Source organism: Streptococcus cristatus (genome assembly GCF_003943815.1).
Taxonomy (GTDB): domain Bacteria; phylum Bacillota; class Bacilli; order Lactobacillales; family Streptococcaceae; genus Streptococcus; species Streptococcus cristatus_F.
Map to the genome: position 1 here is coordinate 32,549 of NZ_RJNA01000005.1, position 26,482 is coordinate 59,030.

The 26,482-nt window shown below is 44.1% G+C and carries 29 protein-coding genes; 6 read left to right on the forward strand and 23 right to left on the reverse strand.

Annotated features, from left to right (window positions below):
- Positions 1 to 18 precede the first annotated feature (18 nt).
- From D8872_RS04220 to rpsO, 6 genes are all read right to left on the reverse strand, one after another.
- Positions 19 to 903 carry a transporter substrate-binding domain-containing protein gene (locus D8872_RS04220; protein ID WP_125390068.1) on the reverse strand — a complete coding sequence of 295 codons (885 nt, stop codon included), beginning with the start codon at positions 901 to 903 and terminating at the stop codon, positions 19 to 21.
- A 15-nt stretch (positions 904 to 918) separates the two neighbouring features.
- Positions 919 to 1,917 carry a uroporphyrinogen decarboxylase family protein gene (locus D8872_RS04225; RefSeq protein WP_125390069.1) on the reverse strand — a complete coding sequence of 333 codons (999 nt, stop codon included), beginning with the start codon at positions 1,915 to 1,917 and terminating at the stop codon, positions 919 to 921.
- Positions 1,918 to 2,169: 252 nt separating this feature from the next.
- The gene (locus D8872_RS04235; protein ID WP_125390070.1) at positions 2,170 to 3,219 is read right to left on the reverse strand and encodes an LLM class flavin-dependent oxidoreductase; all 1,050 of its coding nucleotides are present in this window, start codon (positions 3,217 to 3,219) and stop codon (positions 2,170 to 2,172) included.
- Between the two features lie 212 nt (positions 3,220 to 3,431).
- Complete coding sequence (gene glmS, locus D8872_RS04240; RefSeq protein WP_125390071.1) at positions 3,432 to 5,243, reverse strand: glutamine--fructose-6-phosphate transaminase (isomerizing); 1,812 nt, start codon at positions 5,241 to 5,243, stop codon at positions 3,432 to 3,434.
- A gap of 221 nt (positions 5,244 to 5,464) precedes the next feature.
- A complete protein-coding gene (locus D8872_RS04245; protein WP_061910944.1) occupies positions 5,465 to 5,878 on the reverse strand; it encodes a YjdF family protein in 414 nt (137 codons plus the stop codon).
- Between the two features lie 476 nt (positions 5,879 to 6,354).
- Positions 6,355 to 6,624 (reverse strand): 30S ribosomal protein S15, encoded by a 270-nt coding sequence (gene rpsO / locus D8872_RS04250; protein ID WP_001018251.1) that lies wholly within the window; start codon positions 6,622 to 6,624, stop codon positions 6,355 to 6,357.
- Between the two features lie 274 nt (positions 6,625 to 6,898).
- On the opposite strand from rpsO, the gene D8872_RS04260 reads away from it, so the two are divergent.
- The 4 genes from D8872_RS04260 to D8872_RS04275 all read left to right on the forward strand — a co-directional run bounded on the left by D8872_RS04260 (position 6,899) and on the right by D8872_RS04275 (position 10,168).
- Positions 6,899 to 7,825: an aldo/keto reductase gene (locus D8872_RS04260; protein ID WP_125390073.1), complete on the forward strand. Its 927-nt coding sequence runs from the start codon at positions 6,899 to 6,901 to the stop codon at positions 7,823 to 7,825.
- Between the two features lie 161 nt (positions 7,826 to 7,986).
- Positions 7,987 to 9,168, forward strand: coding sequence for an aminoacetone oxidase (aao, locus tag D8872_RS04265; protein ID WP_125387953.1), 1,182 nt, complete (start codon positions 7,987 to 7,989; stop codon positions 9,166 to 9,168).
- Between the two features lie 13 nt (positions 9,169 to 9,181).
- Positions 9,182 to 9,703 carry a DUF1697 domain-containing protein gene (locus D8872_RS04270; protein WP_125390074.1) on the forward strand — a complete coding sequence of 174 codons (522 nt, stop codon included), beginning with the start codon at positions 9,182 to 9,184 and terminating at the stop codon, positions 9,701 to 9,703.
- Positions 9,704 to 9,712: 9 nt separating this feature from the next.
- Complete coding sequence (locus D8872_RS04275; RefSeq protein ID WP_125390075.1) at positions 9,713 to 10,168, forward strand: 8-oxo-dGTP diphosphatase; 456 nt, start codon at positions 9,713 to 9,715, stop codon at positions 10,166 to 10,168.
- A gap of 182 nt (positions 10,169 to 10,350) precedes the next feature.
- Here D8872_RS04275 and D8872_RS04285 read toward each other — a convergent pair whose 3' ends face one another.
- The 7 genes from D8872_RS04285 to tsaB form a co-directional block, all read right to left on the reverse strand.
- Positions 10,351 to 11,091, reverse strand: a complete 741-nt coding sequence (locus D8872_RS04285) for a MerR family transcriptional regulator (RefSeq protein WP_125390076.1) — start codon at positions 11,089 to 11,091, stop codon at positions 10,351 to 10,353.
- A gap of 104 nt (positions 11,092 to 11,195) precedes the next feature.
- On the reverse strand, positions 11,196 to 11,942 hold the full coding sequence (locus tag D8872_RS04290) for a class I SAM-dependent methyltransferase (protein WP_125390077.1): 747 nt from the start codon (positions 11,940 to 11,942) through the stop codon (positions 11,196 to 11,198).
- Between the two features lie 122 nt (positions 11,943 to 12,064).
- Positions 12,065 to 12,403, reverse strand: a complete 339-nt coding sequence (locus tag D8872_RS04295; protein ID WP_125390078.1) for a branched-chain amino acid transport AzlD family protein — start codon at positions 12,401 to 12,403, stop codon at positions 12,065 to 12,067.
- A complete protein-coding gene (locus D8872_RS04300; protein ID WP_125390079.1) occupies positions 12,393 to 13,088 on the reverse strand; it encodes an AzlC family ABC transporter permease in 696 nt (231 codons plus the stop codon). Before D8872_RS04300 ends, D8872_RS04295 begins: the two co-directional genes overlap by 11 nt.
- A 9-nt stretch (positions 13,089 to 13,097) precedes the next feature.
- Entirely contained in the window at positions 13,098 to 14,108 is a 1,011-nt protein-coding gene (gene tsaD / locus D8872_RS04305) for a tRNA (adenosine(37)-N6)-threonylcarbamoyltransferase complex transferase subunit TsaD (protein WP_125390080.1), read from the reverse strand.
- On the reverse strand, positions 14,098 to 14,550 hold the full coding sequence (rimI, locus tag D8872_RS04310; RefSeq protein WP_125390081.1) for a ribosomal protein S18-alanine N-acetyltransferase: 453 nt from the start codon (positions 14,548 to 14,550) through the stop codon (positions 14,098 to 14,100). Before rimI ends, tsaD begins: the two co-directional genes overlap by 11 nt.
- A complete protein-coding gene (tsaB, locus tag D8872_RS04315; protein WP_125390160.1) occupies positions 14,547 to 15,233 on the reverse strand; it encodes a tRNA (adenosine(37)-N6)-threonylcarbamoyltransferase complex dimerization subunit type 1 TsaB in 687 nt (228 codons plus the stop codon). Before tsaB ends, rimI begins: the two co-directional genes overlap by 4 nt.
- Positions 15,234 to 15,520: 287 nt before the next feature.
- Between tsaB and rpoY the strand changes: the two genes are divergently transcribed.
- A complete protein-coding gene (rpoY, locus tag D8872_RS04320) occupies positions 15,521 to 15,751 on the forward strand; it encodes a DNA-directed RNA polymerase subunit epsilon (RefSeq protein WP_125390082.1) in 231 nt (76 codons plus the stop codon).
- A gap of 3 nt (positions 15,752 to 15,754) precedes the next feature.
- Positions 15,755 to 17,437: a ribonuclease J1 gene (gene rnjA / locus D8872_RS04325; protein ID WP_125390083.1), complete on the forward strand. Its 1,683-nt coding sequence runs from the start codon at positions 15,755 to 15,757 to the stop codon at positions 17,435 to 17,437.
- 18 nt (positions 17,438 to 17,455) lie between these two features.
- On the opposite strand, the gene D8872_RS04330 is transcribed toward rnjA, so the two are convergent.
- The 10 genes from D8872_RS04330 to D8872_RS04375 form a co-directional block, all read right to left on the reverse strand.
- Positions 17,456 to 18,211, reverse strand: a complete 756-nt coding sequence (locus D8872_RS04330; protein ID WP_125390084.1) for a DNA alkylation repair protein — start codon at positions 18,209 to 18,211, stop codon at positions 17,456 to 17,458.
- Entirely contained in the window at positions 18,195 to 18,782 is a 588-nt protein-coding gene (locus D8872_RS04335; protein ID WP_125390085.1) for a TetR/AcrR family transcriptional regulator, read from the reverse strand. Before D8872_RS04335 ends, D8872_RS04330 begins: the two co-directional genes overlap by 17 nt.
- On the reverse strand, positions 18,775 to 19,194 hold the full coding sequence (locus D8872_RS04340) for a VOC family protein (RefSeq protein WP_125390086.1): 420 nt from the start codon (positions 19,192 to 19,194) through the stop codon (positions 18,775 to 18,777). Before D8872_RS04340 ends, D8872_RS04335 begins: the two co-directional genes overlap by 8 nt.
- Before the next feature lie 102 nt (positions 19,195 to 19,296).
- Positions 19,297 to 19,701 carry a GNAT family N-acetyltransferase gene (locus D8872_RS04345; RefSeq protein ID WP_125390087.1) on the reverse strand — a complete coding sequence of 135 codons (405 nt, stop codon included), beginning with the start codon at positions 19,699 to 19,701 and terminating at the stop codon, positions 19,297 to 19,299.
- 49 nt (positions 19,702 to 19,750) lie between these two features.
- Positions 19,751 to 20,881 carry a molecular chaperone DnaJ gene (gene dnaJ, locus D8872_RS04350; protein ID WP_125390088.1) on the reverse strand — a complete coding sequence of 377 codons (1,131 nt, stop codon included), beginning with the start codon at positions 20,879 to 20,881 and terminating at the stop codon, positions 19,751 to 19,753.
- Positions 20,874 to 21,731 carry a hypothetical protein gene (locus D8872_RS04355; protein ID WP_185761387.1) on the reverse strand — a complete coding sequence of 286 codons (858 nt, stop codon included), beginning with the start codon at positions 21,729 to 21,731 and terminating at the stop codon, positions 20,874 to 20,876. Before D8872_RS04355 ends, dnaJ begins: the two co-directional genes overlap by 8 nt.
- Positions 21,732 to 21,948: 217 nt before the next feature.
- Positions 21,949 to 23,778 (reverse strand): molecular chaperone DnaK, encoded by a 1,830-nt coding sequence (gene dnaK, locus D8872_RS04360; protein ID WP_125390090.1) that lies wholly within the window; start codon positions 23,776 to 23,778, stop codon positions 21,949 to 21,951.
- 340 nt (positions 23,779 to 24,118) lie between these two features.
- Entirely contained in the window at positions 24,119 to 24,664 is a 546-nt protein-coding gene (grpE, locus tag D8872_RS04365) for a nucleotide exchange factor GrpE (RefSeq protein ID WP_125390091.1), read from the reverse strand.
- A 38-nt stretch (positions 24,665 to 24,702) separates the two neighbouring features.
- On the reverse strand, positions 24,703 to 25,737 hold the full coding sequence (gene hrcA, locus D8872_RS04370) for a heat-inducible transcriptional repressor HrcA (protein ID WP_125390092.1): 1,035 nt from the start codon (positions 25,735 to 25,737) through the stop codon (positions 24,703 to 24,705).
- Positions 25,738 to 25,930: 193 nt separating this feature from the next.
- Complete coding sequence (locus D8872_RS04375) at positions 25,931 to 26,482, reverse strand: ClbS/DfsB family four-helix bundle protein (protein ID WP_125390093.1); 552 nt, start codon at positions 26,480 to 26,482, stop codon at positions 25,931 to 25,933.

The window sequence follows — 26,482 nt, forward strand, 5'->3', positions numbered from 1 at the left end:
GTCTCCTTTCTCCAGCTTTTAGTCTTTATCTACATAAGAAAAGACATCTTCACCAAAGTATTTTTCCGATAATTTAGAGAGTGTCCCATCTTTCTCCAGCTCTTTAATAGCCTTTTCATAGGCTTTGGCAAACTCCTCATTCTTTTTATCTTTATGAATGAGTGGATAGGTAGGGATACCCTTGTAAGGGAACCAACTCAGCTGATCCGCATACTGATGGTAGGAACCTGCCTTGTCTGTGACAGCTTTTTCAAAGGACAATTTGATATCAAAGAAGGCATCATAGCGACCTTCCAAGACCCAAGCATAGGCATCCGCTATCTGAAAAGACTCTGCTGCGGTCAACTCAATTGGGCTAGCGCTGTGCTTTTTGTTGTACTCTTCAATCACTGTCCATTGAGCATTCTGTGGCGAAATCGGCACCAATTTTCCTTTTTCTTTGGCAAAATCATCAATATTTTTAAATTTATTTGCGTCTGCTTTTCGAATGGTGAAGCCGATGATACTAGCTCCGATAGGACTTTCTGGAATGATGAACTTCTTCGCCCGCTCTTCGGTGTACCAAGCTCCCTTGGTTCCGATATCATATTTCCCAGATTCCAAACCAATCAAAAGATCTTCGTCACTGGTGCCAGTATATTCGAACTGATAATCTGGCAATTTTTCATCAATGGCCTTGAGTACTGCTACTTCATACCCATCTGACTGGCCTTTTTCGTCCAAAAAGTCGTAAGGAACGTAGTTTTGCGTATGAGCTACTTTTAAAGTCGTGACCTTGTCACTGCCTGATGTCGCACTACTCGCCTTGCTGGACGAAGCCCCTGTCAAGGTCCGTCCCAAATAAGTTGCGGCAACAATAGCAATCACAGCTGCTCCACCGATAATCCATTTTTTCTTACTCATTCTTTCGTCTCCTTCTTATGCTAAACTCGCTGCTTGGCGAACCCACTCAATCCGCTCTGGATCAATATCGCTTGGGATGGTGCAGTCAGCCCCGATAATCAAAGCATCCTTGCCAGCCTCTGCTATCAAGCGCTTAGTTTCATTTTGAATAGCTTCTTGGCTACCTGTGTAGAGCAGGCCATCCTTGCCGTTTTCAAAACCACCGAGAACGGTTCGACCGCCAAATAATTTACGACCTTCTGCCAAGCTGATGCCTTCTGGCCCCACTGCCCAGTTAATAACTTGAGCTGGATAATCTGTGAAAAGATGAACGTCGTTTCGCGCGCCTTCGTAGCCACAAATATGCAGAATATTTACTCCGCCAGCTGCATTGGCTGCTTCCAGCACCGCTAATTCACCAGGAGCAATGTAAGCCTTGTAATCTTCGGCCGACACTCGCGCATCCTGAATGCTCTGAACGCTGAGGTAAATTCCATCCGCACCAGCTTCCTTGATAATGCGCTCTGTCAGAGCCGCAATATCTTGAGCAATCACATCCAGCACCCGCTTTGTCACTTTCGCATCCTCTGCTAGAAAATCTGCAATGATGTCATCTCCCCCAGCAACCTTGCCAACCAACCATTTGAAGTAGGTCACCGGAGCAAAAATATTGTAAGTAGCAACCAAATCCTCTGTGAAGCCAGCCCTAATCTTTTGAACCTGCTCCACCTGCTCACTGATCCAAGGATGGTCAGCGCCTAGCGGCTCGATATCTGCCAAGTCCTTGATAGATTGAACTTTTTTCAAGCGCTCATTCGGATAGGCAAAATAACCATCGCTCATCAGTTTGACAAAGTCTGGCTTGACTTCTGATAGAAACGCTTGATGACCTGTCAGATTTTTCTCGATAATAGTCTGATTGCCAAAACCAGCCAGCCACTCATCCTCGCTGGTAAAATGATGCCAGAAACCAACCGGCACTCGGTCAACTTTCCCCCCCTTAAAGGCTTTTAAAACCAACTCTCTTTTAGACATATCTTGCTCCTTTTCAATTTGATTGCTATTATCATATCACTGAAAAGTGGGCTTTCCAAATATATATTTCCTATCAGCCCGATTAAAAATATTTATAAGAGTAAATTAAAAAAGCTAGCTCAATCTAGCTTTACCAAGCTTTTTCAGCTTTCGATGAAAAACCTATTTTTTCTTACTATTTTTAGAAAGGCAAGATATATATTTTCTATGGGAGAGATAGGCAATCTTTATCAAAAGACCTCTACTTCGATTTTACTTACCCTTAACTGCAAAATACTCCCGCACAAGCGGTGCAACCTTGGTGCCAAAGAGTTCGATAGACTGGAGAACCTGCTCATGCGGAAGCGATCCCAACGACAGATGTAGCATGAAGCGGTCCAACCCCAGCTCCTCTATCATCTTGATTAATTTCTGAGCGACCTTTTCAGGGCTACCGACAAACATGGCCCCCTCTGGTCCTACCTGATCTAGGTATTGCTCATAGGTCATCTCCCGCCAGTGAGGGCGGTCCTTGGAGATAGCGTCCACTACCTGCTTGGTCGGATGGAAGTAAGTCCGGACCGCCTCCTCATTGTCCTCCATGACCCAGCCCCAAGAGTGGGCAGCGATTTTCAACTTTTCATCTGAGTGCCCACTTTCCTGCCCAATCCGGCGATACGCATCCAGCAGGGGCTTGAAGCGCTTAGGCTGTCCACCGATAATGGCATACGCAATTGGCAGGCCCTTCTGGGCGACCTTAATGGTGGACTCAACATTGCCCCCCGTCGCCACCCAAACTGGCAATGTTTCTTGCACCGCCCGTGGGTAGACTTCCCGATTATCAATAGTCTGCGTCAGCTTGCCCTTCCAATTCAACCGCGTCTCGGCACTGGCATAGAGGAGCAGATCCAATTTTTCATCAAAAAGCTCTTCATAATCCTTCAAGTCATAGCCAAAGAGCGGAAAGGACTCGATAAAAGATCCACGGCCAGCCATGACCTCTGCTCTGCCATTTGACAGAGCATCAATCGTCGCATACTGCTGGTAGACTCGGATAGGATCCAAGCTCGACAAGACACTGACAGCACTGGTCAAGCGAATCTTCTCTGTCTTGACCGCACCAGCCGCCAGCACAATCTCCGGTGCAGAGACAGCAAAGTCCTCTCGGTGATGCTCTCCAATACCATACACGTCCAGCCCCACCTTGTCTGCCAGCTCAATCTCTGCTACCAGCTGCCGAAGCCGCTCGTCATGAGTATAGGTCTGCCCTGTACCCTCCAGTGGCGTTGTCTCTCCAAAAGTAGAAATACCTAATTCCACCATGTTCTGTCCTCCTGATATTTAAGATGAAAATATTTTATCACTAATTAGTGGCATATACAAAAATGATGCTCACTCCATTGTCCATCTGCATAGAATAACATGGTTTTATCATGATAGAAAGAGACTTCCAAAGGGCACCATCACCAAATACCATACCAAAAGCCCCAGAAAAATCTGAGGCTTGGTATTCTTATCGAGATTCATTAAGACGGTTATTCTACCGTTACAGATTTAGCAAGATTACGCGGTTTATCCACATCCAAACCACGGTGCAAGGTTGCAAAATAAGCAATCAATTGAGTTGGCACCACCATAGAGATTGGTGACAAGTAAGGGTGAACTTGGCTCAGGACAATATCGTCTCCATCCTTAGCCACATTTTCCTCCGCAATAGTCAACACTTTGGCTCCACGCGCCACAACTTCAGAAACATTTCCGCGAGTATGGCTAGCCAAGACTTCGTCTGAAAGCAGAGCTAGGACAGGGGTTCCCTCTTCAATCAGAGAAATAGTACCATGCTTAAGCTCTCCTGCCGCAAAGCCTTCACACTGAATGTAGGAAATCTCCTTAAGCTTAAGGCTGGCTTCCATCGCCACATAGTAGTCCTGACCACGACCGATATAAAAGGCGCTGCGAGTTTCCGCCAACAAGTCACGAACCTTGCTTTCGATCAATTCTTTCTCAGAAAGAGTAGACTCGATAGACTGGGCTACGATAGACAGCTCATGAACCAAGTCAAACTTCTTGGCTTTTTCATTGCCATTGGCATCACCGACCGCCTTGGCCAAAAAAGCTAGGGCAGCGATTTGTGCAGTATAGGCTTTGGTTGAAGCCACGGCAATTTCTGGTCCAGCATGGAGAAGCAGGGTATGCTTGGCTTCACGAGACAAGGTTGAGCCTGGCACATTGGTCACTGTCAAGCTAGGAATGCCCAGTTCATTGGCCTTGACCAAGACTTGGCGACTATCAGCTGTCTCACCAGATTGGCTAATAAAGATGAAAAGTGGCTTCTTGCTCAGAAGCGGCATAGCATAGCCCCATTCAGAAGAAATTCCCAGTTCAACTGGCGTATCTGTCAGTTCTTCCAGCATTCGTTTAGAAGCGTAACCCGCATGATAAGAAGTTCCAGCAGCAATGATATAAATGCGATCCGCTTCTTGGACTGTTTTGATGATGGCTGGATCAATCAGCATCTTATTATTTTCATCCGCATAGGTGCTAATCAGCTTCCGCATCACGGTCGGCTGCTCGTCAATTTCCTTCAACATGTAGTAAGGATAAGTGCCTTTGCCGATATCGGACAAGTCCAGCTCAGCAGTATAGCTGCCGCGTTCAAGAACATTGCCTTCGTAGTCTTGCACTTCTACTCTATTAGCCGTCACGATAACCAGCTCTTTATCATGGATTTCCATGTATTCGCTAGTCTCACGAATCATAGCCATAGCATCGGAGCAGACCATGTTGTAACCTTCTCCCAAGCCAATCAAAAGCGGAGATTTGTTTTTGGCAACGTAGATCGTAGAAGGATCTTGGGCATCTACCAAGGCAAAAGCGTAGGAACCTTCGATAATGTGAAGGGCCTTGCGGAAAGCGTCAAGAACAGAGAGGCCATCTTCTTCCGCGAATTTCCCAATCAAATGAACTGTAATTTCTGTATCTGTCTGGCCTTTAAAATCATGGCCAGCAAGGTAGTTATTTTTGATGTCCAGGTAATTTTCAATCACACCGTTGTGAACCAAAACAAAACGGCCTGTCTGAGAAGTGTGAGGATGGGCGTTATTCTCACTTGGTTTTCCGTGGGTTGCCCAGCGGGTATGACCAATACCTGTTGAACCTGCCACATCCATGCCAATCTTGGCACGAAGATCTGCAATCCGACCAACAGACTTGACTAGGCTAGATTTTTCTCCTGTTGTCACAAAAATTCCAGCCGAATCATAGCCTCGGTATTCTAACTTTTCAAGTCCTTGCATTAAAATATCTGTTGCATTGCGGTTTCCCACAACTCCGACGATTCCACACATAGATTTATTTCTAGCCTTTTGCTGTCAAAAAGCTAGTTCCTCCTTTATTAAAATTGGTATAGTCTTATTTATCTTTTTATCGAGAGACGAAACCATTATACACACCAACTTGATATTTGTCAACATAAAATTGGTATAGTTTCGAGACAAGAAAAATTTGTTTAAGAAACAAAAAAGCCTCCCATAGGAAGACCTTTCCATAAAAATAAGAAAAACCAGGCTCAATGCCCCTTGTGCTTTTCCAATCGTTTTTGCTGTTTGAGTTCGAATTTCCTTTGCTTAGCCAGTTCTTTCTGTTGCTTGCGCTTGATGCGAGCGATTTGCTTTTGCTCTTCAAATTGCAGCTTCAGCGCTTCCTGAGACTTTGAAGAACGTGAAGCCATCTGCTCTTTTTTAGCCTGTCTCTGCAGGCGTTTAGGACTGACCGACTTAGTCTTCTCCTTCACCCTGATGCTAGGACTAAACTGCAACCGATGATAATAACGGTTTAGAAAATCCAACAATTCCTGCGTACTAGGCTCTGCACCAAAGGTGACTCGGCAAACTCTATAAGATTGAGCATGTTCCTGCTCGAAAAGACCGTACCAAAATCCCTCTTCAAAATAAACTGTCAGCGTCATTGAAATCTTATCCATGACAGCACCTCCTTTAAAAATCCCTAAGAATGGACAACCAAGGAGGAAGGTTACTGACAAAAAATGGATTTTTTGCGTCTGGACTACCAACCAGAACTGTGTTTTTATCTTAGTAGCTACAGTCTAGCAAGATTTTCTAAAAAATTCAAGGAGAGCTAAAAATTGTACTGATAGAAGACAAAGTAAGGATAACGAAAAACCTATAAAGTCAGAGAGCTAATTTGAGCTCGGGCTAAAATCCTAGTGAAAACAAAAAAGCCCTCTGAGATCAGAGAGCTTTATTCTTGCTGGATAAAATGTTTCTAGACAAGGCGACGAGCCGAAGATTGTACGAAAATTTTAGTGAAACAAAAAATCTCCCCGAAGGGAGATGATCTGGTTTATTTTACCTTACAGTGCTAGGAAACGTAACCGAAGATTATACTGAGTATATCGAGGTAAGGTGACTACGCAATGTAAGTGGAAAATAAAGCAGATTAACGACGAAGTCCTAGAGAGTTGATCAACTCACGGTAACGGTTAACGTCGTTTTTACGCAAGTATGCAAGCAAGTTACGACGGCGACCGATTTTCTTCATCAAACCACGGTAAGTAGCGTGGTCTTTTTTGTGTTGTTTGATGTGTTCGTTAAGGTGGTTGATTTCCCAAGTAAGGACAGCAACTTGAACCTCTACTGAACCTGTATCACCTTCGTGACGTGCATATTGTGCAATGATTTCATTTTTTTTCTCTTTTGAGATTGCCATGATAAGCTCCTTTTCTTTACGCTTCATCCGAGTGGCAGGCTTGGCAATTCCTGCAACCAAGAAGAAGTTATTTGTCTTTAAGACATTCTTATTCTATCAGGAAGCCAAGTTTTTGTCAAATCTTCTAATTTTCCAACAAAGTCAGCCAAATTTCATTAGCCAAAATGAGGATTTTCTACACATTTGCTCCAAGGCTCGATCTAGCTAGTCGCTTTTTGACTTTAGAGCAGGTTTAGCTTATACTGGGATTAAGATGACACGAGGAGAAGAGCTTATGAAATATCTTGAATTCGGAGAAAGCAAGAGAGAAATTTCCCAGATTATCATAGGGCTGATGCGAATTGCCCAAATGACACCCAAAGAGGTGGAAGAACTGGTCGAAACAGCCTTGTCAATCGGAATCAATGCTTTTGACTTAGCCGATATCTACGGTGGAGGCAAGTGCGAAGAAATTTTGGGACAAGTGCTCAAAAATCGACCTGACCTACGGGCTAAAATGTGGATCCAGTCCAAAGTGGGAATCCGCGTAGAAGAATTTACCTACTTTGACTTTTCCAAAGACTATATCCTAGAGGCAACAGACGGTATTTTACAGCGCTTAGGCGTGGACCATCTGGACTCTCTGCTTTTGCATCGACCAGATGCCCTAATGGAGCCCAGTGAAATCGCTGAAGCTTTTGATCTGCTCAAATCTCAAGGAAAGGTCCTTGATTTTGGAGTGTCCAACCAGAATCCTATGATGATGGAACTTCTCAAAAAAGAAGTCAAGCAGCCTTTGGTGGCAAATCAGCTCCAATTGAGCGCAGCTTTTTCACCTGCTTTTGAGTCCAGCTTCCACGTCAACATGGAGGGAACAGCCGCAAATATGCGTGACGGTAGTATTTTCGAATACTGCCGCCTCAACGATGTCGTGATTCAGGCTTGGTCTGTCCTCCAGCATGGCTATTTCGAAGGCGTTTTTGTCAGTTCGGATAAATACCCCAAACTCAATGCCGTCCTGAACCGACTGGCCGACAAATACCAAATATCACCATCCGCAGTAGCTATTGCTTGGGTACTACGCTATCCAGCCCAGATGCAGGCAGTCATCGGCACGACCAAGACTAGCCGCATCATCGAATCAGCCAAGGCAGCAGATATTGAACTGACTAGAAAAGAATGGTACGAAATCTACTTGGCCTCTGGAAAAGATCTTCCGTAAAAATGAGCCTGAAATCCGATCAATCTTCTACCAAGATGCTAGCTGAAGGACTGACAGAAAAGCTGTCCAGAGCATGTCCACTGTATAGCCGAGAAGGCCAAATCACCTTGCACAAGATTAGCTAGCACATAAAATTCCTATTTCACGAAAGGAAAAAATATATGAACCATTTCGATACAATCATCATCGGCGGAGGACCGGCTGGCATGATGGCTGCTATTTCCAGTTCTTTCTACGGACAGAAGACCCTGCTTCTCGAGAAAAATAAACGACTGGGCAAGAAACTAGCGGGTACAGGCGGCGGGCGCTGCAATGTCACCAACAATGGAAACTTGGATGACCTCATGGCCGGCATTCCTGGCAACGGGCGCTTTCTTTACAGCGTCTTTTCCCAGTTTGACAACCATGATATCATCAACTTCTTTACAGAGAACGGTGTCAAACTCAAGGTTGAGGACCATGGCCGTGTTTTCCCAGCGACAGACAAGTCCCGTACCATTATCGAAGCTTTGGAAAATAAAATTGCAGAGTTGGGTGGCACTGTCATCACCAATACTGAAATCGTCTCCGTCAAAAAATCTGATGAGCTTTTCACTGTCAGATCCAGCGACCAGACTTGGACCTGCCAGAAATTGATTGTGACAACTGGCGGCAAGTCCTACCCTTCAACTGGCTCGACTGGTTTTGGCCATGATATTGCCCGACACTTTAAGCACACTGTGACCGACTTGGAAGCAGCCGAAAGTCCACTTCTGACTGACTTTCCTCACAAAGCGCTTCAGGGGATTTCGCTGGACGATGTGACCCTCAGCTATGGAAAGCATGTCATCACCCATGACCTGCTCTTTACCCACTTTGGTTTATCTGGTCCTGCTGCCCTACGCATGTCCAGCTTTGTCAAGGGCGGCGAGACCATCTATCTAGATGTCTTGCCTCAGATGAGTCAGCAGGATTTGGCAGACTTTTTAGAAGAACATCGAGAAAAATCCCTAAAAAATGCTTTAAAAACCTTGTTGCCAGAACGCTTGGCAGAATTTTTTGTTCAAGGATATCCTGAAAAAGTCAAACAACTCAATCTCAGTGAAAAAGAGGCTCTGATCAAACAAATCAAAGAACTGCCCATCCCTGTCACTGGCAAAATGTCTCTTGCCAAGTCCTTTGTAACCAAGGGTGGTATCAGCCTCAAGGAAATCAATCCTAAAACCCTTGAAAGTAAGCTAGTACCTGGTCTCCACTTTGCTGGGGAAGTTTTAGACATCAATGCCCACACAGGTGGCTTTAACATCACTTCTGCCCTCTGTACTGGCTGGGTGGCAGGCTCAAATCCAATAAGTACCAAATAAGAAAGGAAGTCCTTTGGAACATATTATTTTACTAAGAGGCGTTACTCCTAATGGAAAAAATGCTATCCCGAAAATGTCTTATTTGGTAGATATTTTGACAGAAGCTGGTTTTCAACACGTTCGAACCTATATTCAAAGTGGGAATATCATCCTTGAAAGTGACTTAGATTTAGAAGAAATACGAGAACGCGTTCATACTCTGATAAAGGAAAAAATTGGGGCCGACTTAAAAATGGTTATCAAGAATAAGAACGATTTTGAAAAGATTGTTCATGAGAATCCATTTAAAGAAGACTATCTTCATGATCGTGTACATGTGATTCTTTATCAGGGATTTATCCAAAGTCTGCCATTAGAAAAATTGAAAGCTGACTACGGTGAGGAAGAAATTTGTGTAGGCGATCACTGTCTCTACCTCTATCTCCCTAGAACTGCAAAACGAAAAAAGCTCAATACTAACTATCTTGAAAAGCTGTTTGGCGTGGATCTGACCATGCGAAAGTTAAACGTAGTGGAAAAGTTACTAACAAAATAGGAGAACAAGATGAACAGATGCGAAACAGTCGAATTCGTCAACATGTGTATGATTTATGACGGAGAAAAAGTTCTGGTCCAAGACCGAGTTAGTCCCGACTGGCCCGGTATTACCTTTCCCGGTGGGCATGTAGAACGCGGGGAATCTTTTACCGAGGCAGTTATCAGAGAAGTCAAAGAAGAAACTGGACTGACCATATCCAAACCCCAACTTTGTGGCATCAAGGATTGGTATGATGATAAGGATTACCGTTATGTCGTCCTGCTCTACAAGACAAAGCACTATTCCGGCGTGCTGCAATCCTCAGATGAAGGAAAGGTTTGGTGGGAAGATTTGGAAAATCTCTCTCATCTGAAACTTGCAACTGAGGATATGTCAGACATGCTGCGTGTTTTTTTAGAAGACGAGTTAAGTGAATTCTTTTACTATAAAGACGGCGACGACTGGCTTTATGATTTGAAGTAAAAAATGAGGCTGGGACAAAAGTCCTAGCCTCTCAATTGTCTTTGGATTGTCGAGCAGGACGCAGTGGTTGAGTGGGCTCTACTACGCTGATTTCATCAGCTTTTACAGCCCTACTCAACTGTGCGGAGGTGGGACGACGAAATCGAATTCTAACGAATTACCGATTTCTGTCCCACTCTCATTTATTCTGCATTTGTCCGAACGTAAGCTGCAATGACATCTGATGTGTACTGAGCTGTGCCTGGACCAAATTTGTCGATATTTTCCTTAAACTCTGGGTTATAGACATAGCCTTTACCGATATGACCGAAGACTTCAATAGAGCAGTCAAAGCCATAAGTACGGATGGCTTGCAAGAGACGCGCTGCCTGCTCTTGATTTTCTGCCGCTTCAACTGGCAAGCCTTGCTGCATATTTTCTGCCAGACTTTGAAAAACTTGATTGAAGGCTGCGGCAGATTCTTCTTCCCGTCCATTTTGACGAGTCAGTGCTTCCGACATGACTTCTTGACCGTATTCTTCGACAGCTTTTTGGTGGTATTTTTGATTGTCTTCGTAGGCAAAACCTGCGAATTTTTCTTTCATTGTCATCTTTCTTTCTCCTTTTTCTTCTTGGATAGTTTTTCGCAAGGTAGAAATCAAGGTATCCAAGCGGTCTCTTTCCTGCTGCAAATACTCTAACTGCCTCACCAGATGCGGCAATAAGGCCTGATCGTCCTGACTCAGCAGCTCTGCTATTTTCTCCAAAGAAAAACCCAGATACTTATAGTAAAGGATGACCTGCAGCCGCTCTAAATCAGCTTGGCTGTATGTTCGATAGCCATTTTCTGATTTGGCAGGGACCAAAAGACCAATTTTATCATAATGGTGCAGGGTTTTGACAGAGACACCCGAAAGCTGCGCAGCTTCTTTGATATGATACATAAAAAACCTCCTTGCCCTTATAGTATAAGCCCTGACCTTAGGGCAGAGTCAAGCTTTTTATGAAATTTTTTAAATCACTTTAAATTTTCCAAAGTAGCTAGTATTTATTTGCGAGAAACCATAGCAATAAAGCCCAGTTTTTCTTGATTCTTTTGGAACATCTTAAACATCTTCATAAATTGGCCGTAGTTCTCTTTTTTAAGGGCATTGAAGCAGATTTTCAGTGTGCCACCCAGCCCTTCGTCATATATCATCCCTCGAAGGCTCATCAAGGTCATTTCGCCAACAAAGGTGTCCACACGGTCAAAATCGTGAGAACGTGCTAGCTGAATCCAAGATCCCTCGGTTAGAGGCCCCACATTGACATTAATCGCACGAGATAGCTCTTCTCGGACATTCTCATCTTTTTGCTTGAGCATGACGTCGTGGGTGAGGAGCACTCCGCCTGGCTTCAGCACCCGGTAGTACTCATCCATACATTTAGCTTTTCCCTTTTCTGTCTGCATGGTCAGCATGGCTTCATTGATAACGATATCAAAAGAATTGTCATCATAAGGCAGCTTCATGGCATTTGCAAGCTCAAATGTGACGAGCTCACCAACACCAGCCTTGTCTCCATTAAGCTTAGCCTGAGCCAGCGCAGCCTTATCCAAATCAACTGCAGTAATCTGGCAGCCATATCTTTTAGCCAGCTCAATTGTTGTGGTCCCCATATTGCAGGCGACTTCCAGAACTTTCTTATCGCTGGAAAACTGCCCCTGCTCAATCAGCCAGTCCGTCGCCAGCTTACCACCGGGACGAAGGCGTTTCTTTCCTAATTTTGCTAAAAATTTATGACCTGCTTCTGCCATTTCCGAACCTCCATGATTTTTATTGCTTCCATTATAGCATAAAATATTATATTTTCAGACAATTCTTAGAATTTGACAAAAAAACAGACCGAATCGACTGATTCAATCTGTCTTGTATCTCTTTACAGCCCAAGAAATCCAGCCAGATATCGCAGCAAGGCCACCAAGACTACACCAAATACAACAGTTGCAATCAAGTTCTTATACTTAAAAGCTACATAGCTAGTCGGAAAAACGGCTATTAAATCTAGCCATTTAAAACTCGGCAGCTGACCTGTTTTAGCATTGGTGACACTGGACAGGATGAGGGCAAAGATGATGGAAACTGGCAGATATTTGAGGAAACGCTCCACCATAGGCGGAAGCCCCTTGTACTTGACTAGGATAAAGGGCAAAACCCGCGGAATCCAAGTGACCAGGGCTGACAAAAGAATGGCCAGCAAAATATACTTACTTATCATCCAAGATCACCCCCACCATACAGCCTAGCAAGGTTGCAAAAAGTACCGCCAGCGAATTTTGAAGCAGCATGGTCAGGACCAAGTAGGCAAGGCCCACCACACCCAAGACCAAAAAGAGCTTCTTTATCTTAACCCTTCGCAGCATGATTGTAAACTGAGAGGAGAAAATGCCAATAAACATAGCTACTAGGGCAAAGTCCAGGCCAAAGCTCTCAGGATTGGGCAGAAGGGCGCCGAGGGCAGTTCCTAAAACAGTACCTAAAATCCAAGAAGCATAACTCATGAAATTGTTACCCATCATCCAGCTAGCAGCAATCTCTTCTGTATACACCTGCTCTCCCATCAAGACTCCATAAGATTCATCCGTCAAAAAAGAGCCAATGACAATATTCTGCATCAAGCTAGACTTACGAAAAAGAGTTGAGGCATGCAGACAGAGCAAAAGATGCCGGATATTAATAAGAAAAACAGTCAGTGCGATGGCCAATACAGGCGCCTGCTGAGCAAATAAACCAATCATGGCAAACTGGGCACTGCCGGCATAAACCAGAATACTCATCAACCCCATCTCCAAGGGATTCATATAAGGCGCTGCCATGATGCCGCAGGCTAGGCCAATCCCAATATAGCCCAGAGCTGTTGGCACTGCCGCTTGTGCCCCTTGTTTAAATGTCTGTCCGCGCATTCTTCTCCTTTACTCCATGGTTTCAAAAGCCAGACTTGGCTTCGCATTGAGGTCCAAACCGGCAAAATTTTCCTTATTCCACTCACTGACACTGGCATAGGCAATCATACCAGCATTGTCACCGCAGAGGCGCAGTGGCGGAATAATCACCTTGACATCCTGAATCTCAGCTGCCAAGCGTTCTCTCAGGCCTTGATTGGCCGCAACACCGCCCGCCACGACTAGGGTCTTGACTGGATATTTTTCCAGTGCTTTCTTAGTTTTGGCCATGAGAATATCCATGACCGCCGCCTGAAAGCTTGCTGACAAGTCTTGATTAGACAAGACCTGTCCTTTTTGTTGGGCATTGTGGTGCAGGTTGATAAAGGCCGACTTGAGACCAGAAAAAGAAAATTCCAGATTGTCTTCCTTGATCATAGCCCGCGGAAAATCATAAATATCCTGTCCCTCATGAGCCAGCTGATCAATCTCCCGGCCTGCTGGATAGGTCAGGCCCATGACTCGACCGACCTTATCATAGGCTTCACCGACCGCATCATCGCGAGTTTCCCCCACAATCTTATAGTCACCAGCCTGACTAACATAGACCAGCTCGGTATGGCCGCCACTGACCAAGAGAGCCAGCAAGGGAAATTCCAAGGGCTCCACACTCTGGGCTGCCATCAGGTGCCCGGCCATATGATTGACCGGAATCAAGGGAATATCATGAGCCCAAGCAAAAGACTTGGCCGCTGCCAAGCCGACCAGAAGCGCCCCAACCAGACCAGGACCGTAGGTGACGGCTACTGCTGTGACTTGCTCCTCACTAATCCCTGCTTCTGCCAAGGCCTCCTCAATGCAAACCGTAATGACCTCCACATGGTGACGGCTGGCCACTTCTGGTACCACTCCGCCAAAACGCTTGTGGCTCTCAATCTGGCTGGCAATGACATTACTCAAAAGCTCGGTTTCATTTTTCAGAACCGCCACACTGGTCTCGTCACAAGACGTCTCAAAAGCTAAAATATATCTATCTTTCATGGATCTCTCTTTTCATGACAATCGCATCTTCCACCGGCGCATGGTAGTAGGCCTTCCGCCGCGCGATTTCTTCAAATTTTTCTTTTTTGTAAAATAGCAGAGCTGGCATGTTGGACTCCCTCACTTCGAGGAAAATTTCTTTGTCTGCTGGCAAAAAGTCAAACAAGGATGTCGCGATTTTTCGCCCCTGATAGCTAGGCAATACAGCAATCTGCAGTACTTCTGCTTCAAAGTCTGTCTCCTGCCAGACTAAAAAGCCGACCAGCTTACTTTCATCTTCTGCTAGCGCACAGCTGTTCACATTCGAGCGCAGAACCTCTGCTACTTGATCCGCTGTCCAAGGGCTGACCTCATAGACTGCAAGCAAGAACTGCTCCAGCTCTTCTGCCAAAACTGCCATGTCCACATCCGAGCTGTCGCTCCATTTTCTCAACTTAATCATAGGCGCTGAATGTAAGAATCGCTGGATTCTTGGTGGTTCTTGAGCCAATTTTCCTCGGCCTCTACCCGCTTGAGGTAGTTAGGGACAAAATCATGAATAGACTGGGCGGGCAGATCTAAACCGAGACGACCAATAGCTGCCGCATCTGGTAAGGTCGGCTGAATAGCAGCCTGAGGAATAGCCGCTTCAATCTGCTCCACAAAAGCTGCTGTCTCTCCGACAAAAGTGACTGATTGGTTAGCAGCGCCAGCCATTTCCAACACCTCTGCCAAAGGCAGGTGAGCTTCCGGCCGTACAGCCTGACCAGACTGGTAAAAACCAGCATAGACATTATTGCGGCGGGCATCCATGACAGGAATGACCAAGCCTTCCGCCTGCTCTGGGACTAAAGCCAGCAGACTAGACACACCGACCAGTTCAATCTTGAGGGTATGCGCCAGAGTCTTAGCTGTCGCCACCGCAATTCTCAGACCTGTGTAGCTGCCTGGACCCTGAGCAACTACGATACGATCCAAATCCATTGGCTTCATATCAAGACTTTTCATCAGAAAATCGATAGCCGGCATAAGGGTAATGCTATGATTTTTCTTGATATTGAGCGTCACCTGCCCCAAGAGCTCCTCATTCTCTAAAATCGCTAGAGACAGAGCCTTATTTGACGTATCCATCGCTAAAATGTTCATCATTTTCTTCCTTACTCGAGTGTTTGCTTCTTATTATACTACAAAAGAAGCGACAAGGGTAGAGAGAGGCAGTCATTTGATGACCCAGATTGTCCTCAAAAGCTTTTCTGAAAATCTCAACAAGATTTTCTCGGCTATGTCTTTTACTAAAAGCTGGTTTTATGATATAATTGGTTAGAATTATATCGAATCAAGGTCAATCTACTACTCATAAAACTGAATAAAAGAAAACAGCTGATTAGCTGTCGTTTTCTGTAGCTTGATCGTGAAAAATGGAAGGAAATAAAATGATTTACAAAGTTTTTTATCAAGAAACAAAAGAACGCAGCCCACGCCGTGAACAAACACGTGCACTTTACTTAGATGTCGAAGCATCCGATGAATTAGAAGGCCGCATCAAAGCCCGCAAATTGGTCGAAGAAAAGACTCCTTACAATATTGAATTTATCGAACTCTTGTCTGACAAACATTTGGAATACGAAAAAGAGTCAGGCGCCTTCGAATTGACGGAGTTGTAACCTATGGCATATAACTTAAAGAAAGAAGAAGTTGGTGTTTTCGCCATCGGCGGTCTGGGCGAAATCGGTAAAAACACCTACGGAATTGAGTATCAAGATGAGATTATCATTGTCGATGCTGGGATTAAATTTCCCGAAGACGACCTCTTGGGTATCGACTATGTTATCCCCGACTACTCTTATATTGTAGAAAATATCGACCGCGTAAAAGCTGTCCTCATCACCCACGGGCACGAGGACCATATCGGCGGCATTCCTTTCCTGCTCAAGCAAGCCAATGTTCCTATCTATGCTGGCCCTCTGGCCCTGGCCCTCATTCGCGGCAAGCTAGAAGAGCATGGACTTTTGCGTGACGCTAAGCTCTATGAAATCAATCAAAATACAGAACTGACCTTTAAAAATCTGAAGGCGACCTTCTTCCGCACAACCCACTCTATTCCAGAGCCCTTGGGAATTGTCATCCATACGCCGCAAGGTAAGATTGTCTGTACCGGTGACTTCAAATTTGACTTTACACCAGTCGGTGAGCCGGCCGACCTGCACCGTATGGCTGCTCTGGGCGAGGAAGGTGTGCTCTGTCTCCTATCTGACTCGACCAATGCTGAAGTTCCGACCTTTACCAATTCCGAAAAAGTGGTCGGACAGTCTATCATGAAGATCATCGAAGGCATTCATGGACGGATTATTTTCGCTTCCTTTGCTTCAAACATCTTCCGCCTCCAGCAAGCTGCTGAGGCTGCTGTCAAGACTGGACGTAAGATTGCGGTCTTTGGCCGCTCTATGGAAAAGGCTATTGTCAACGGGATTGAGCTGGGCTATATCAAGGTTCCCAAAGATACCTTCATCGAGCCAAATGAACTCAAGGACTATCCAGCTGGCGAAGTGCTGATTATGTGTACCGGAAGTCAGGGTGAGCCGATGGCAGCCCTGTCTCGGATTGCCAATGGTACCCACCGCCAAGTTCAGCTGCAGCCAGGAGATACAGTTATCTTCTCATCCAGTCCTATCCCTGGTAATACGACCAGTGTTAACAAGCTGATTAACATCATTTCCGAGGCTGGTGTAGAAGTCATTCACGGTAAAATCAACAACATCCACACCTCTGGACACGGTGGCCAACAAGAGCAGAAACTCATGCTCCGCTTGATCAAGCCTAAATATTTCATGCCAGTCCATGGTGAATACCGTATGCAAAAAGTCCATGCAGGTCTAGCCGTTGATACTGGAGTACCAAAAGAAAATATCTTCATCATGAGCAATGGTGATGTGCTGGCTCTGACAGCTGACTCAGCTCGTATTGCTGGCAGCTTCAACGCTCAGGATATTTATGTTGATGGGAACCGTATTGGTGAAATCGGAGCTGCAGTCCTGCGCGACCGTAAAGACCTGTCAGAGGACGGTGTGGTTCTGGCTGTCGCGACGGTTGACTTCGAGTCCCAGATGATCTTAGCCGGGCCAGATATTCTCAGCCGTGGCTTTATCTACATGCGCGAATCAGGTGATCTCATTCGCCAAAGCCAGCGCATCCTCTTCAATGCCATTCGCATTGCACTCAAGAATAAAGACGCCAGCGTCCAATCTGTCAGCGGCGCTATCGTCAACGCCTTGCGTCCTTTCCTCTACGAAAGCACCGAGCGCGAACCGATTATCATTCCGATGGTGCTTACACCAGACGAAGACAACTAAAAAATAAGCTTTGCTAGNCTAGCAAAGCTTATTTTTCTGCTTTATTTTTGTTCGAGAAGCATGCTTGATAATCCAAGCGCAGCTCGGACTCAATTCTTCCTCCTGCCAAGCTTGAATAATACACTCAAACTTTTCAGGAGCTTCTTTATATAAATCATTCAGATTATTCGCGACGCTTTTTTGGATTGATTTATCCGCATCATCCTTTAGATTCCTTAAAATAGCGCTAAATTCATCAAAATGATTTAAGACCACAGTCTGCTTCTTAGCCCAAGGCAATCGGATACGCATACACTCGCTAGCTAATCTACGGACGCGCATATTCTCGTCTTTACTCCACTCTAGTAGTAAATCCATCGTAGCTTTAGGAAAATTAGCCAGTAAGGGCCGCATAGAAAATTCTCCAGTAAATCGCTTGGTTAATTCCTTACTGAAAGCGGCGCTCAAATCGAATTCCTGACCTCCGTAAAGTTCTACGTATTTGCCAATCGGCCACAACCAGTAACCCTCTGAGAACATCCCCAAGCTGCCCTCTAACTCCGGACCAAGTATCTGCTCAAAAACCTTCAGAGAATCAGCATAAGAAAGCGGCAAACATTCTTTGATACTCTTTGCCAGCAGCTCTTGACGCTGAGCAAATTCCAAAGCCTCTAATTCGCTTTCAACTAGAGACATAAAATGCTGAGCATCAGATTTATCTGTGACTTCTTGCAGGCGACGGCTCAAATCCTCCGCATAAACCAAATCATAATAATCTTTAATCTTTTTCGCCATGATTTTTAAATCCCCTTAACAGACTTCTCACTGCTTCTCTGACTTCTGCTCCTCCCTCTTTCTCAGCCAGAAAAAGAGACAATTCATTCAAGGCACCTGAAATCATATGAGCCGCCATATCCAGATCAATAGAGATAAGTTCCCCTTCTTTAGCTAAAATGTCTAATTGCTCTCTCAAATGAAAGAAAGAATTAGCCTCGTCCTGACGACGCCACTCTTTCCACTCAACGACAGTGGGACCATCAAGCAGGAGAATACGTTTATTTTCGGTCAAGGTCGCAAAACGAACAAAAGCAACACAGCCTTCCACCAACTGCTCCCAAGAATCCTGTGCTTCCAAGGCACTTTTTTCTACATAAGACCCCAGTTCGGACTGAATTTGTGCTAGTACGGCGGTAAATAAAGTTTTCTTATTCCCGAAATGATGATAAAGTGCGCCTCTTGTCATTCCCAACTCATCTACAATTTCTTCCAAGGAAGTTTCTGCATAACCCTTTAAAGAAAAATGTTTCCGAGCGATAGCTAATATTTTCTTGCTTGTCTCTAGAGAAGCCTGCTGCTTTTTATTCATCTTCACTCTCCAAATAATTTGCCGCAAACTCAGCACTAGGTGGAATAACTTGAATGACATCAACCAAAACAGAACCCGGCGCTTTCACAATGAAATGGCGCTGACCAAAATCTTCACTCTTAATGGGAAGAAGGAACTCCATTTCTTCTTGCTGATGCAATTTTTCATAAAGACAATCTACATTGTCAACTTCAATATTGATGATTAGGCCACTCGCATTAGACTGGTAGGCTTGTGGCACTGTCCCATGCTTGCTATCAATAAAAGCAAGCTCAAAACCACTCTCGACATTCTTTAAACTAATATACCAATCTGAACGAAAGGTTTCCTGAAATTGGAAAAAATCAATAAAGAATTGTGCTGATTGATGGACATCTTCACTCATTAAAACTGTATATAAACTAGTAATCATTTGTTCTCCTTTTCTTAAATTTTATTTTAACATACATACTGAATGTATGCAAATGAATATTAAAAAACAGAAGCCAACTTGACTTCTATTTCTAAAAACAATTCAGCCCAGTCGCTTGATGAAATGATATTTGGTCACACCTTTTTGAGGTACATCTTCCAGACTGGCGTAGATTTCATAGCCTTGCTTGATGTAAAAATCCTTGGCCTGATAAGATTTGGTGGACAAGGTGATGCTGCTGACTCCCATTTTCTCGGCCTTTTCTTCTAATTCTGCCAGTAGACTGGCTCCCAAGCCCTTTTTCTGATGTTCCTTATCTACCACTAAGGCCTTGATATGGATGTTTTCCAACACCTGCTGGGCATGGAGCAAGGCGATTAAGTGCTCTTCTTCCTCTCTCGTCAGATAATAATCCTTGGGCTCAAGTTCTTCAAGCCTAGCCGACCCAAAAGAAGCCTCATATTGCTCCTTAAAAACTTGCTCGATAAAGTCTTGAAATTCTGTCATTTCTTGCTCCTAACGAAAGAGCAGAATAGTAACTCTGCTTTTTCCTTCATTATTCCCCTTCAAAGACATCTTTCATCTTATCAAAGAAGCCTTTCTTCTTAGGGCTCACTGTGATGTCTCCAGCCGCCGCAAAATCCTTAAGAGCCGCCTTTTGAAGGTCATTGAGGCCTGTCGGCGTTACGACATTGACAGTGACATATTGATCACCTACACTTCCATCGCGCAGATTTGGTGCTCCCTTACCACGCAGACGGAAACGTTTGCCAGTCTGGGTTCCCTCTGGAATTGTCAATTCAACATTTCCATGCACAGTTGGGATTTCCACACTGTCGCCCAGAGCTGCTTGCACAAAGTTGAGGTTGAGCTTGTAGTAAATGGTAGAACCGTCACGCTCAAATTTATCGCTTGGTTCAACGTTCACCACTACATACAAGTCTCCATAAGGACCGCCATTAAAGCCTGCCTCACCTTGACCTGCCAAGCGAACTCGTTGACCTGTTTCTACACCAGCTGGAATTTTTACATGAACGCTATGAGCTTGCTTTTCATGTCCTGTTCCATGGCAGGTTTCGCATGGACTTTTGATTTCTTGTCCGCGACCGTGACAGACATCACAAGTCACTTGTCGACGCATCATGCCGAGCGGTGTCTGTGTGTCAACGTTGATGACACCAGAACCATGACAGCGGCCACAAGTTACTGGGCTAGTTCCTGGCTTGGCACCTGAACCGTGACAAGTATGGCAACTCGCCTCACGATTGTATTTCACTTCTTTTTCTGTACCGAAAATAGCCTCTTCAAAGCGGAGATTTACCCGATACTGGAGATCATCCCCTTGGCGTGGAGCGTTTGGATTACGAGTAGCGCCACCGCCAAAGAAGCTAGAGAAGATGTCTTCGAAGCCACCAAAACCAGAGCCATCAAAGCCACCGAAGCCGCCTGCACCACCAAAGCCACCATTGGCGCCCGCTGCGCCATATTGGTCATAGGCTGCCCGCTTTTGCTCATCGCTCAAGGTTTCATAAGCCTCCTGGACTTCCTTATATTTATCTTCCGCCCCAGGCTCTTTATTAATATCTGGGTGGTATTTTTTAGATAATTTCCGATAGGCTCTCTTGATCTCATCCTGAGAAGCATTCTTAGAGACACCTAAACGATCATAAAATTCTGTATTATTCATTATTTAATACCTTGCTATCTGATAAAATTTCAATATTATATTTTCCTAAATCAATCTTACGCTTTCCTTCAACAAAATTTTCTTTAAAATCTTGTCCAAAGAAAAAGTCATAAACAGTTTTTCCTGCACGTAGACGTTTACGAATTTTCCCTTCTGAAATCATATCTTTTAAATCCTTACCTCGAATTTGGAATATGATATCTTTACCATCAACATTAGTTATAAAAATTTGATTATCATCAACTTCCAAATCGTCAATGGTATTTTCCGAAAGGGTGAACCAAGTAGTCCATTTTAGATTATCTCTCTTAGCGTCATTTTCATAATTTTTACTATATCGAATATTCTTTTTATTAACTCCTAGCTCTCTAGAAATTTTTGTTTTTATATCCAGATTATCTTGGTCTGGACTAGTTTTATCACTTAGAAAACGATAATAGATATCTAAAAATTTATTTCTTGGCTCTGACATATCTTTATTTTTATATGTTTCCTCCAAACCTTCTAGAAAAATTTGTAATTCATCACCAATTGCTCGTTCCTCACCTTTATTTCTATATACCTCTAAAAGTTCATCTATATTTTGTAATAAGTGTAAATCGCTGTTATATTTTGCATCTGTAATCTCTAAATCCGATACTTTCTTATGATAGATCCAAGAATACACTGCAGCAACACCAACTATCATTGCTACAAAAAATTCAGCTGAAAATATTATAGACAATATCGTAACATTTTGTATTAGATACCTATCAATACAAATAGAAAAACCAACGTATAGCACTATGAAAACTAATTCAAAAAGAAGGATTTTCCAATGATTTTTTAAAAGAAGTTTAACTTTTTTCATAATATCACATAATCTATTTTTACCGAAAAACAGAGGCTGGGTTGCAACCTCTGGATTTCTTCTTATCATTACGACGTTCGAGTTTTAAAAATCAAGCTAGTAATGCTGAATCGAGCACGCCCTAACCTCTTTGTGAAAAAGATAAATCTTTCTAGAAACTAAAGTTTCTGCGTCAGATTTCCTATTTTCACTGTGAGGTTTTAACGGGCTTTGCATCTTACTTTTCAGTAAACTCTCCGTCTACGACGTCATCGCCTGCATTTCCTGTTGCTTGTGCGCCTTCTGCTCCTGCTTGTGCTTGAGCTTGTTGGGCTGCTGCGGCTTGTTCGTAGAGTTTCACTGCCAAAGCTTGCGCTTTTTCGTTGAGAGCTTCGAGTTTTGCTTTCATGTCGTCCAAGTTATTGTCTTCTTGAGCTTTCTTAAGGTCATCAAGGGCAGCTTGGGTAGCATCACGTTCTGCATCGAAGCCTTTGCCTTCAGTTTCCTTGATAGTCTTTTCAGTCGCAAAGATAGCTTGGTCAACTTCGTTACGAAGGTCAACTTCTTCCTTACGTTTCTTATCTGCTTCAGCGTTAGCTTCTGCATCTTTCATCATGCGGTCGATTTCTTCATCAGTCAAACCTGAGTTAGATTGGATGACAATTGTTTGTTCTTTTTGAGTTCCAAGGTCTTTCGCCTTAACAGACACGATACCGTTCTTGTCGATGTCAAATGTTACTTCGATTTGAGGAATTCCACGAGGAGCAGCTGGGATGTCTGTCAATTGGAAACGTCCAAGAGTCTTGTTATCTGCTGCCATTGGGCGTTCACCTTGAAGAACGTGGATATCAACTGCTGGTTGGTTGTCTGCTGCAGTTGAGAAGACTTGTGATTTAGAAGTTGGAATCGTTGTGTTGCGATCGATAAGTTTTGTGAAGACGCCACCCATTGTTTCGATACCAAGTGACAACGGCGTTACGTCAAGAAGGACAACGTCTTTGACATCACCAGTGATGACACCACCTTGGATGGCAGCACCCATAGCCACTACTTCATCAGGGTTCACTGATTTGTTTGGTTCTTTACCAGTTTCAGCCTTAACAGCTTCTACAACGGCTGGGATACGAGTTGAACCACCAACAAGGATCACTTCGTCAATATCTGACAAGCTCAAACCTGCATCTGAAAGAGCTTGACGAACTGGAACTTTTGTACGTTCTACAAGGTCACGAGTCAAATCGTCAAATTTCGCACGAGTCAAAGTCATTTCCAAGTGAAGAGGTCCAGCCTCACCCGCAGTGATGAACGGCAAGCTGATTTGAGTTGAAGTTACACCTGAAAGGTCTTTCTTAGCTTTTTCAGCTGCATCCTTCAAACGTTGCATTGCCATCTTATCAGTAGACAAGTCAATACCGTTTTCTTTCTTGAATTCTGCTACCAAGTGGTCGATAATCTTTTGGTCAAAGTCGTCACCACCGAGTTTGTTGTCCCCTGCAGTTGCCAATACATCGAAGACACCGTCACCCAATTCAAGGATAGAGACGTCAAATGTACCACCACCAAGGTCGAATACCAAGATTTTTTCTTCTTTGTCAGTCTTGTCCAAACCGTAAGCAAGAGCCGCCGCAGTTGGTTCGTTGACGATACGTTCTACTTCAAGACCAGCGATTTTACCAGCGTCTTTTGTTGCTTGACGTTGGGCGTCGTTGAAGTAAGCTGGAACTGTGATAACCGCTTTGGTTACTTTTTCACCAAGATAATCTTCAGCATAGCCTTTCAAGTATTGAAGGATCATAGCTGAAATTTCTTGCGGAGTGTATTCTTTACCGTTTGCAGAAACTTTTTCAGAAGTTCCCATCTTAGATTTGATAGAGATAACAGTATCTGGGTTTGTGACTGCTTGACGTTTTGCAGCGTCACCAACGATGATTTCACCATTTTTGAATGATACTACAGATGGAGTTGTACGGTTTCCTTCTGGGTTTGCGATGATTTTGCTTTCAGTTCCTTCAAGAACCGCAACTGCTGAGTTTGTTGTACCTAAGTCAATACCGATAATTTTAGACATGTGTTTTTCTCCTTAAATTTTATATTCTATTTTTCTTTTTGATACTCTTCTTAGGTGGCGGCGCCGTCAGAGCTTGACTTCATCAATCTCTTTGACTAAACTTTGAGCCTAAGGTCTCAAAGTTTGCGCAAATAGCGCCACGGCGAAGAGTATCGTCTTTGGTTCGCTTCGCTCACTATTGCAAAGCCAAACATATTTTATCTTTCTTTCATAGTTTAGTGTCGTTTCGGACAAGGTTTGCGCAGTAGCTGATTGGCAGTTCACTTCGCAAACGCTCGTGACCAGCCTAATCACCCTTGCGGGGGTGCGTCAACGAAATCACAGATTTCTGACTTACCGCCTAATTATAAACAACCACCATTGCTGGTCTTAGAATGCGGTCATGGAGTTTGTAGCCTTTTTGGAAGACTTGGGCAATGGTATCTGCTGGATGTTCGTCGTCTGCTGGGAGAGTTTGGATGGCCATATGATAGTTATGGTCAAATGATCCGTCCGCTGCGATTTCTTCAATTCCTTCTTCTTTCAAAGCATGAATCAGGCTTTCTTGTACCATTTCCAAGCCTTTTTTGACATCGTCTGTCAATCCTTCAACGGCAAGCGCACGCTCAAGGTTGTCCAAAGAAGGGAGAATCGCTTTTGCCAAATCTTGGCTACGATAGCGTTGCAAGAGTTGGCGTTCTTCATTGGCACGACGTTGGATGTTTTGCATTTCTGCATGAGCGCGAAGGTATTTATTTTCAAAGTCTTCTGCCCGCTCATTTGCTAGTTCTAGTTCTGATTTTTCGGGAGTAGTTTCATCCGCTTCTTTAGCGGTTTCTACCTTTTCTTCAGTAGCTTCTACCACTTCCTCTTCTTTTACTTCTTTGTTTTTTATTTCCTCAGACATTTTTCGCCTCCTTTTTAGGAATTTATGTAATTTCATGTTCAACTCACCTCATAATGATTGCTACTCAAATAGCGGTAGAAATCTGTGAGTTTCATCGTCAAGACTCGATTGACAACATTAAGTTGGCTGACCACCTTTTGGTAATCCAGATTGACTGGACCGACCACTGCCAGCATACCAAAGCCCCGATAGGGAATCAGGAATTTGCTGGAAATCAAGGTTAGATTAGCCAGGCAGTCCTCTTGGCTAGCTGCGACTCGGACATTCTGCATTTGATCCTCGGCTAAGCTATTGCGAATTTCAAAGGCCACCTTCTGCCGATCATCAAAGAACTGATAGGCCTCAAAATCCGCAAAACGTAGTAAGTGGACCTTGCCAGCTACAGCTACTTTTTCCGAAAACATCTGAGCAAAAATATGCTCAAAAAGATCGAGAACATTGTCCGTCGTCGTAAAATAACGCTGGATAATCTGCGGGATCTCCGTCCGAATCTTATAGTGAATATCTAAGACCGTCTGCCCCAGAAAGCGCTCCTGAATCATATCCCTCAAGCGCAGTAGGTCTTCCTGGAGAAAATTCCTAGGAATCATGAACTGACTGGTCAGGGTATTGGACTCATCCAGAGTAAAGACAGCTAAGGCTGCGTGCTGGCTAATAACAACGATATCAAAAGCCGTCAGCCGTTGCCGACTAGGCTCGACGTCAAGAGCTACAACCGTGCAATCACTCAACTCTGCCAAAACGTCCGCTGCCCGCTGCAGGATATCCTCCAGCTTGAAGAACTCTTGATCGAAGGCCTTGACGACCTCGTAGAGCTCATTTCCCGCCAGCTGGTCAAAGGACAAGGAATGCCGGACGAAATACTGGAAACCAGCGACACTGGGCTTGCGGCCACTTGATGTATGGGCCTTTTCCAGCAGGCCTTTCTTTTCCAAGGCTGCCATGTCATTTCGGATGGTGGCACTCGAAGACTGGATAGACTCTTGCAAGGCTTTAGAACCGACAGGCTCCTGCGTTTTGGTAAAGATATCAATAATTAGATTTAAAATCTCATTTTGGCGTTCTGTTACCAAGGACCTCACCTCTCTTTAGAAAATTTCCAGCCACTGGCGAGATTTTATTTTTTATATTTAGCACTCTAATGCATCGAGTGCTAAGTTATGATTCTATTATACACTCTTAAAAATGAATGTCAAGACAAAAACTCAAAAAATTAGCACTCTTTTTGAAAGAGTGCTAAAAATCAGTCTCAAGTCCTAGAAAACTTTATTGGACAAGATTCCTTTTACAATTCTTTTGATGAGCCTTAAGCTTTTTCATAGCCCAATCATAGTGGCTGGATGTAGAGCTGACAAAATAAGAACCCAAAGTCGTTCCGCCTGTCCATTTATAAACTCCCTTGGAAAACAATTCTTCATTGGTCAAGGTTGCGGCTAGGTCCAGGACAGCTCTATGCGAACCAGCCAGTAAAGAACTTGCCTCCTCAAGAGAGGTCTGCTGGTGCTTTTCCCAAAATGCGACATTCATATCACCATAAGTTCTCCAATTGTAGGGAGCTGGTAGGAAAGGCTTCTCTTCTCCCCTTTGATTGGCCTGCACCCAGTTAAGTAGCAGTTGGTGCCATTCATAAAGATGGATTAAGACATCCCTCAGATTCCGATCACGCTTCCAGTGGGCTTCTTTCTTTTTCTCATCCTTTGAAAAATCAAAGGGTCTCGCCAACTCGTCCGCTGTCATGTTCGAAATGAGCAGATTGAGTTTTTCAAAATTTTCTGTAGCAGCAACTAGCAAATCGTTTTTTGTTGTAGGTCTTGGCAT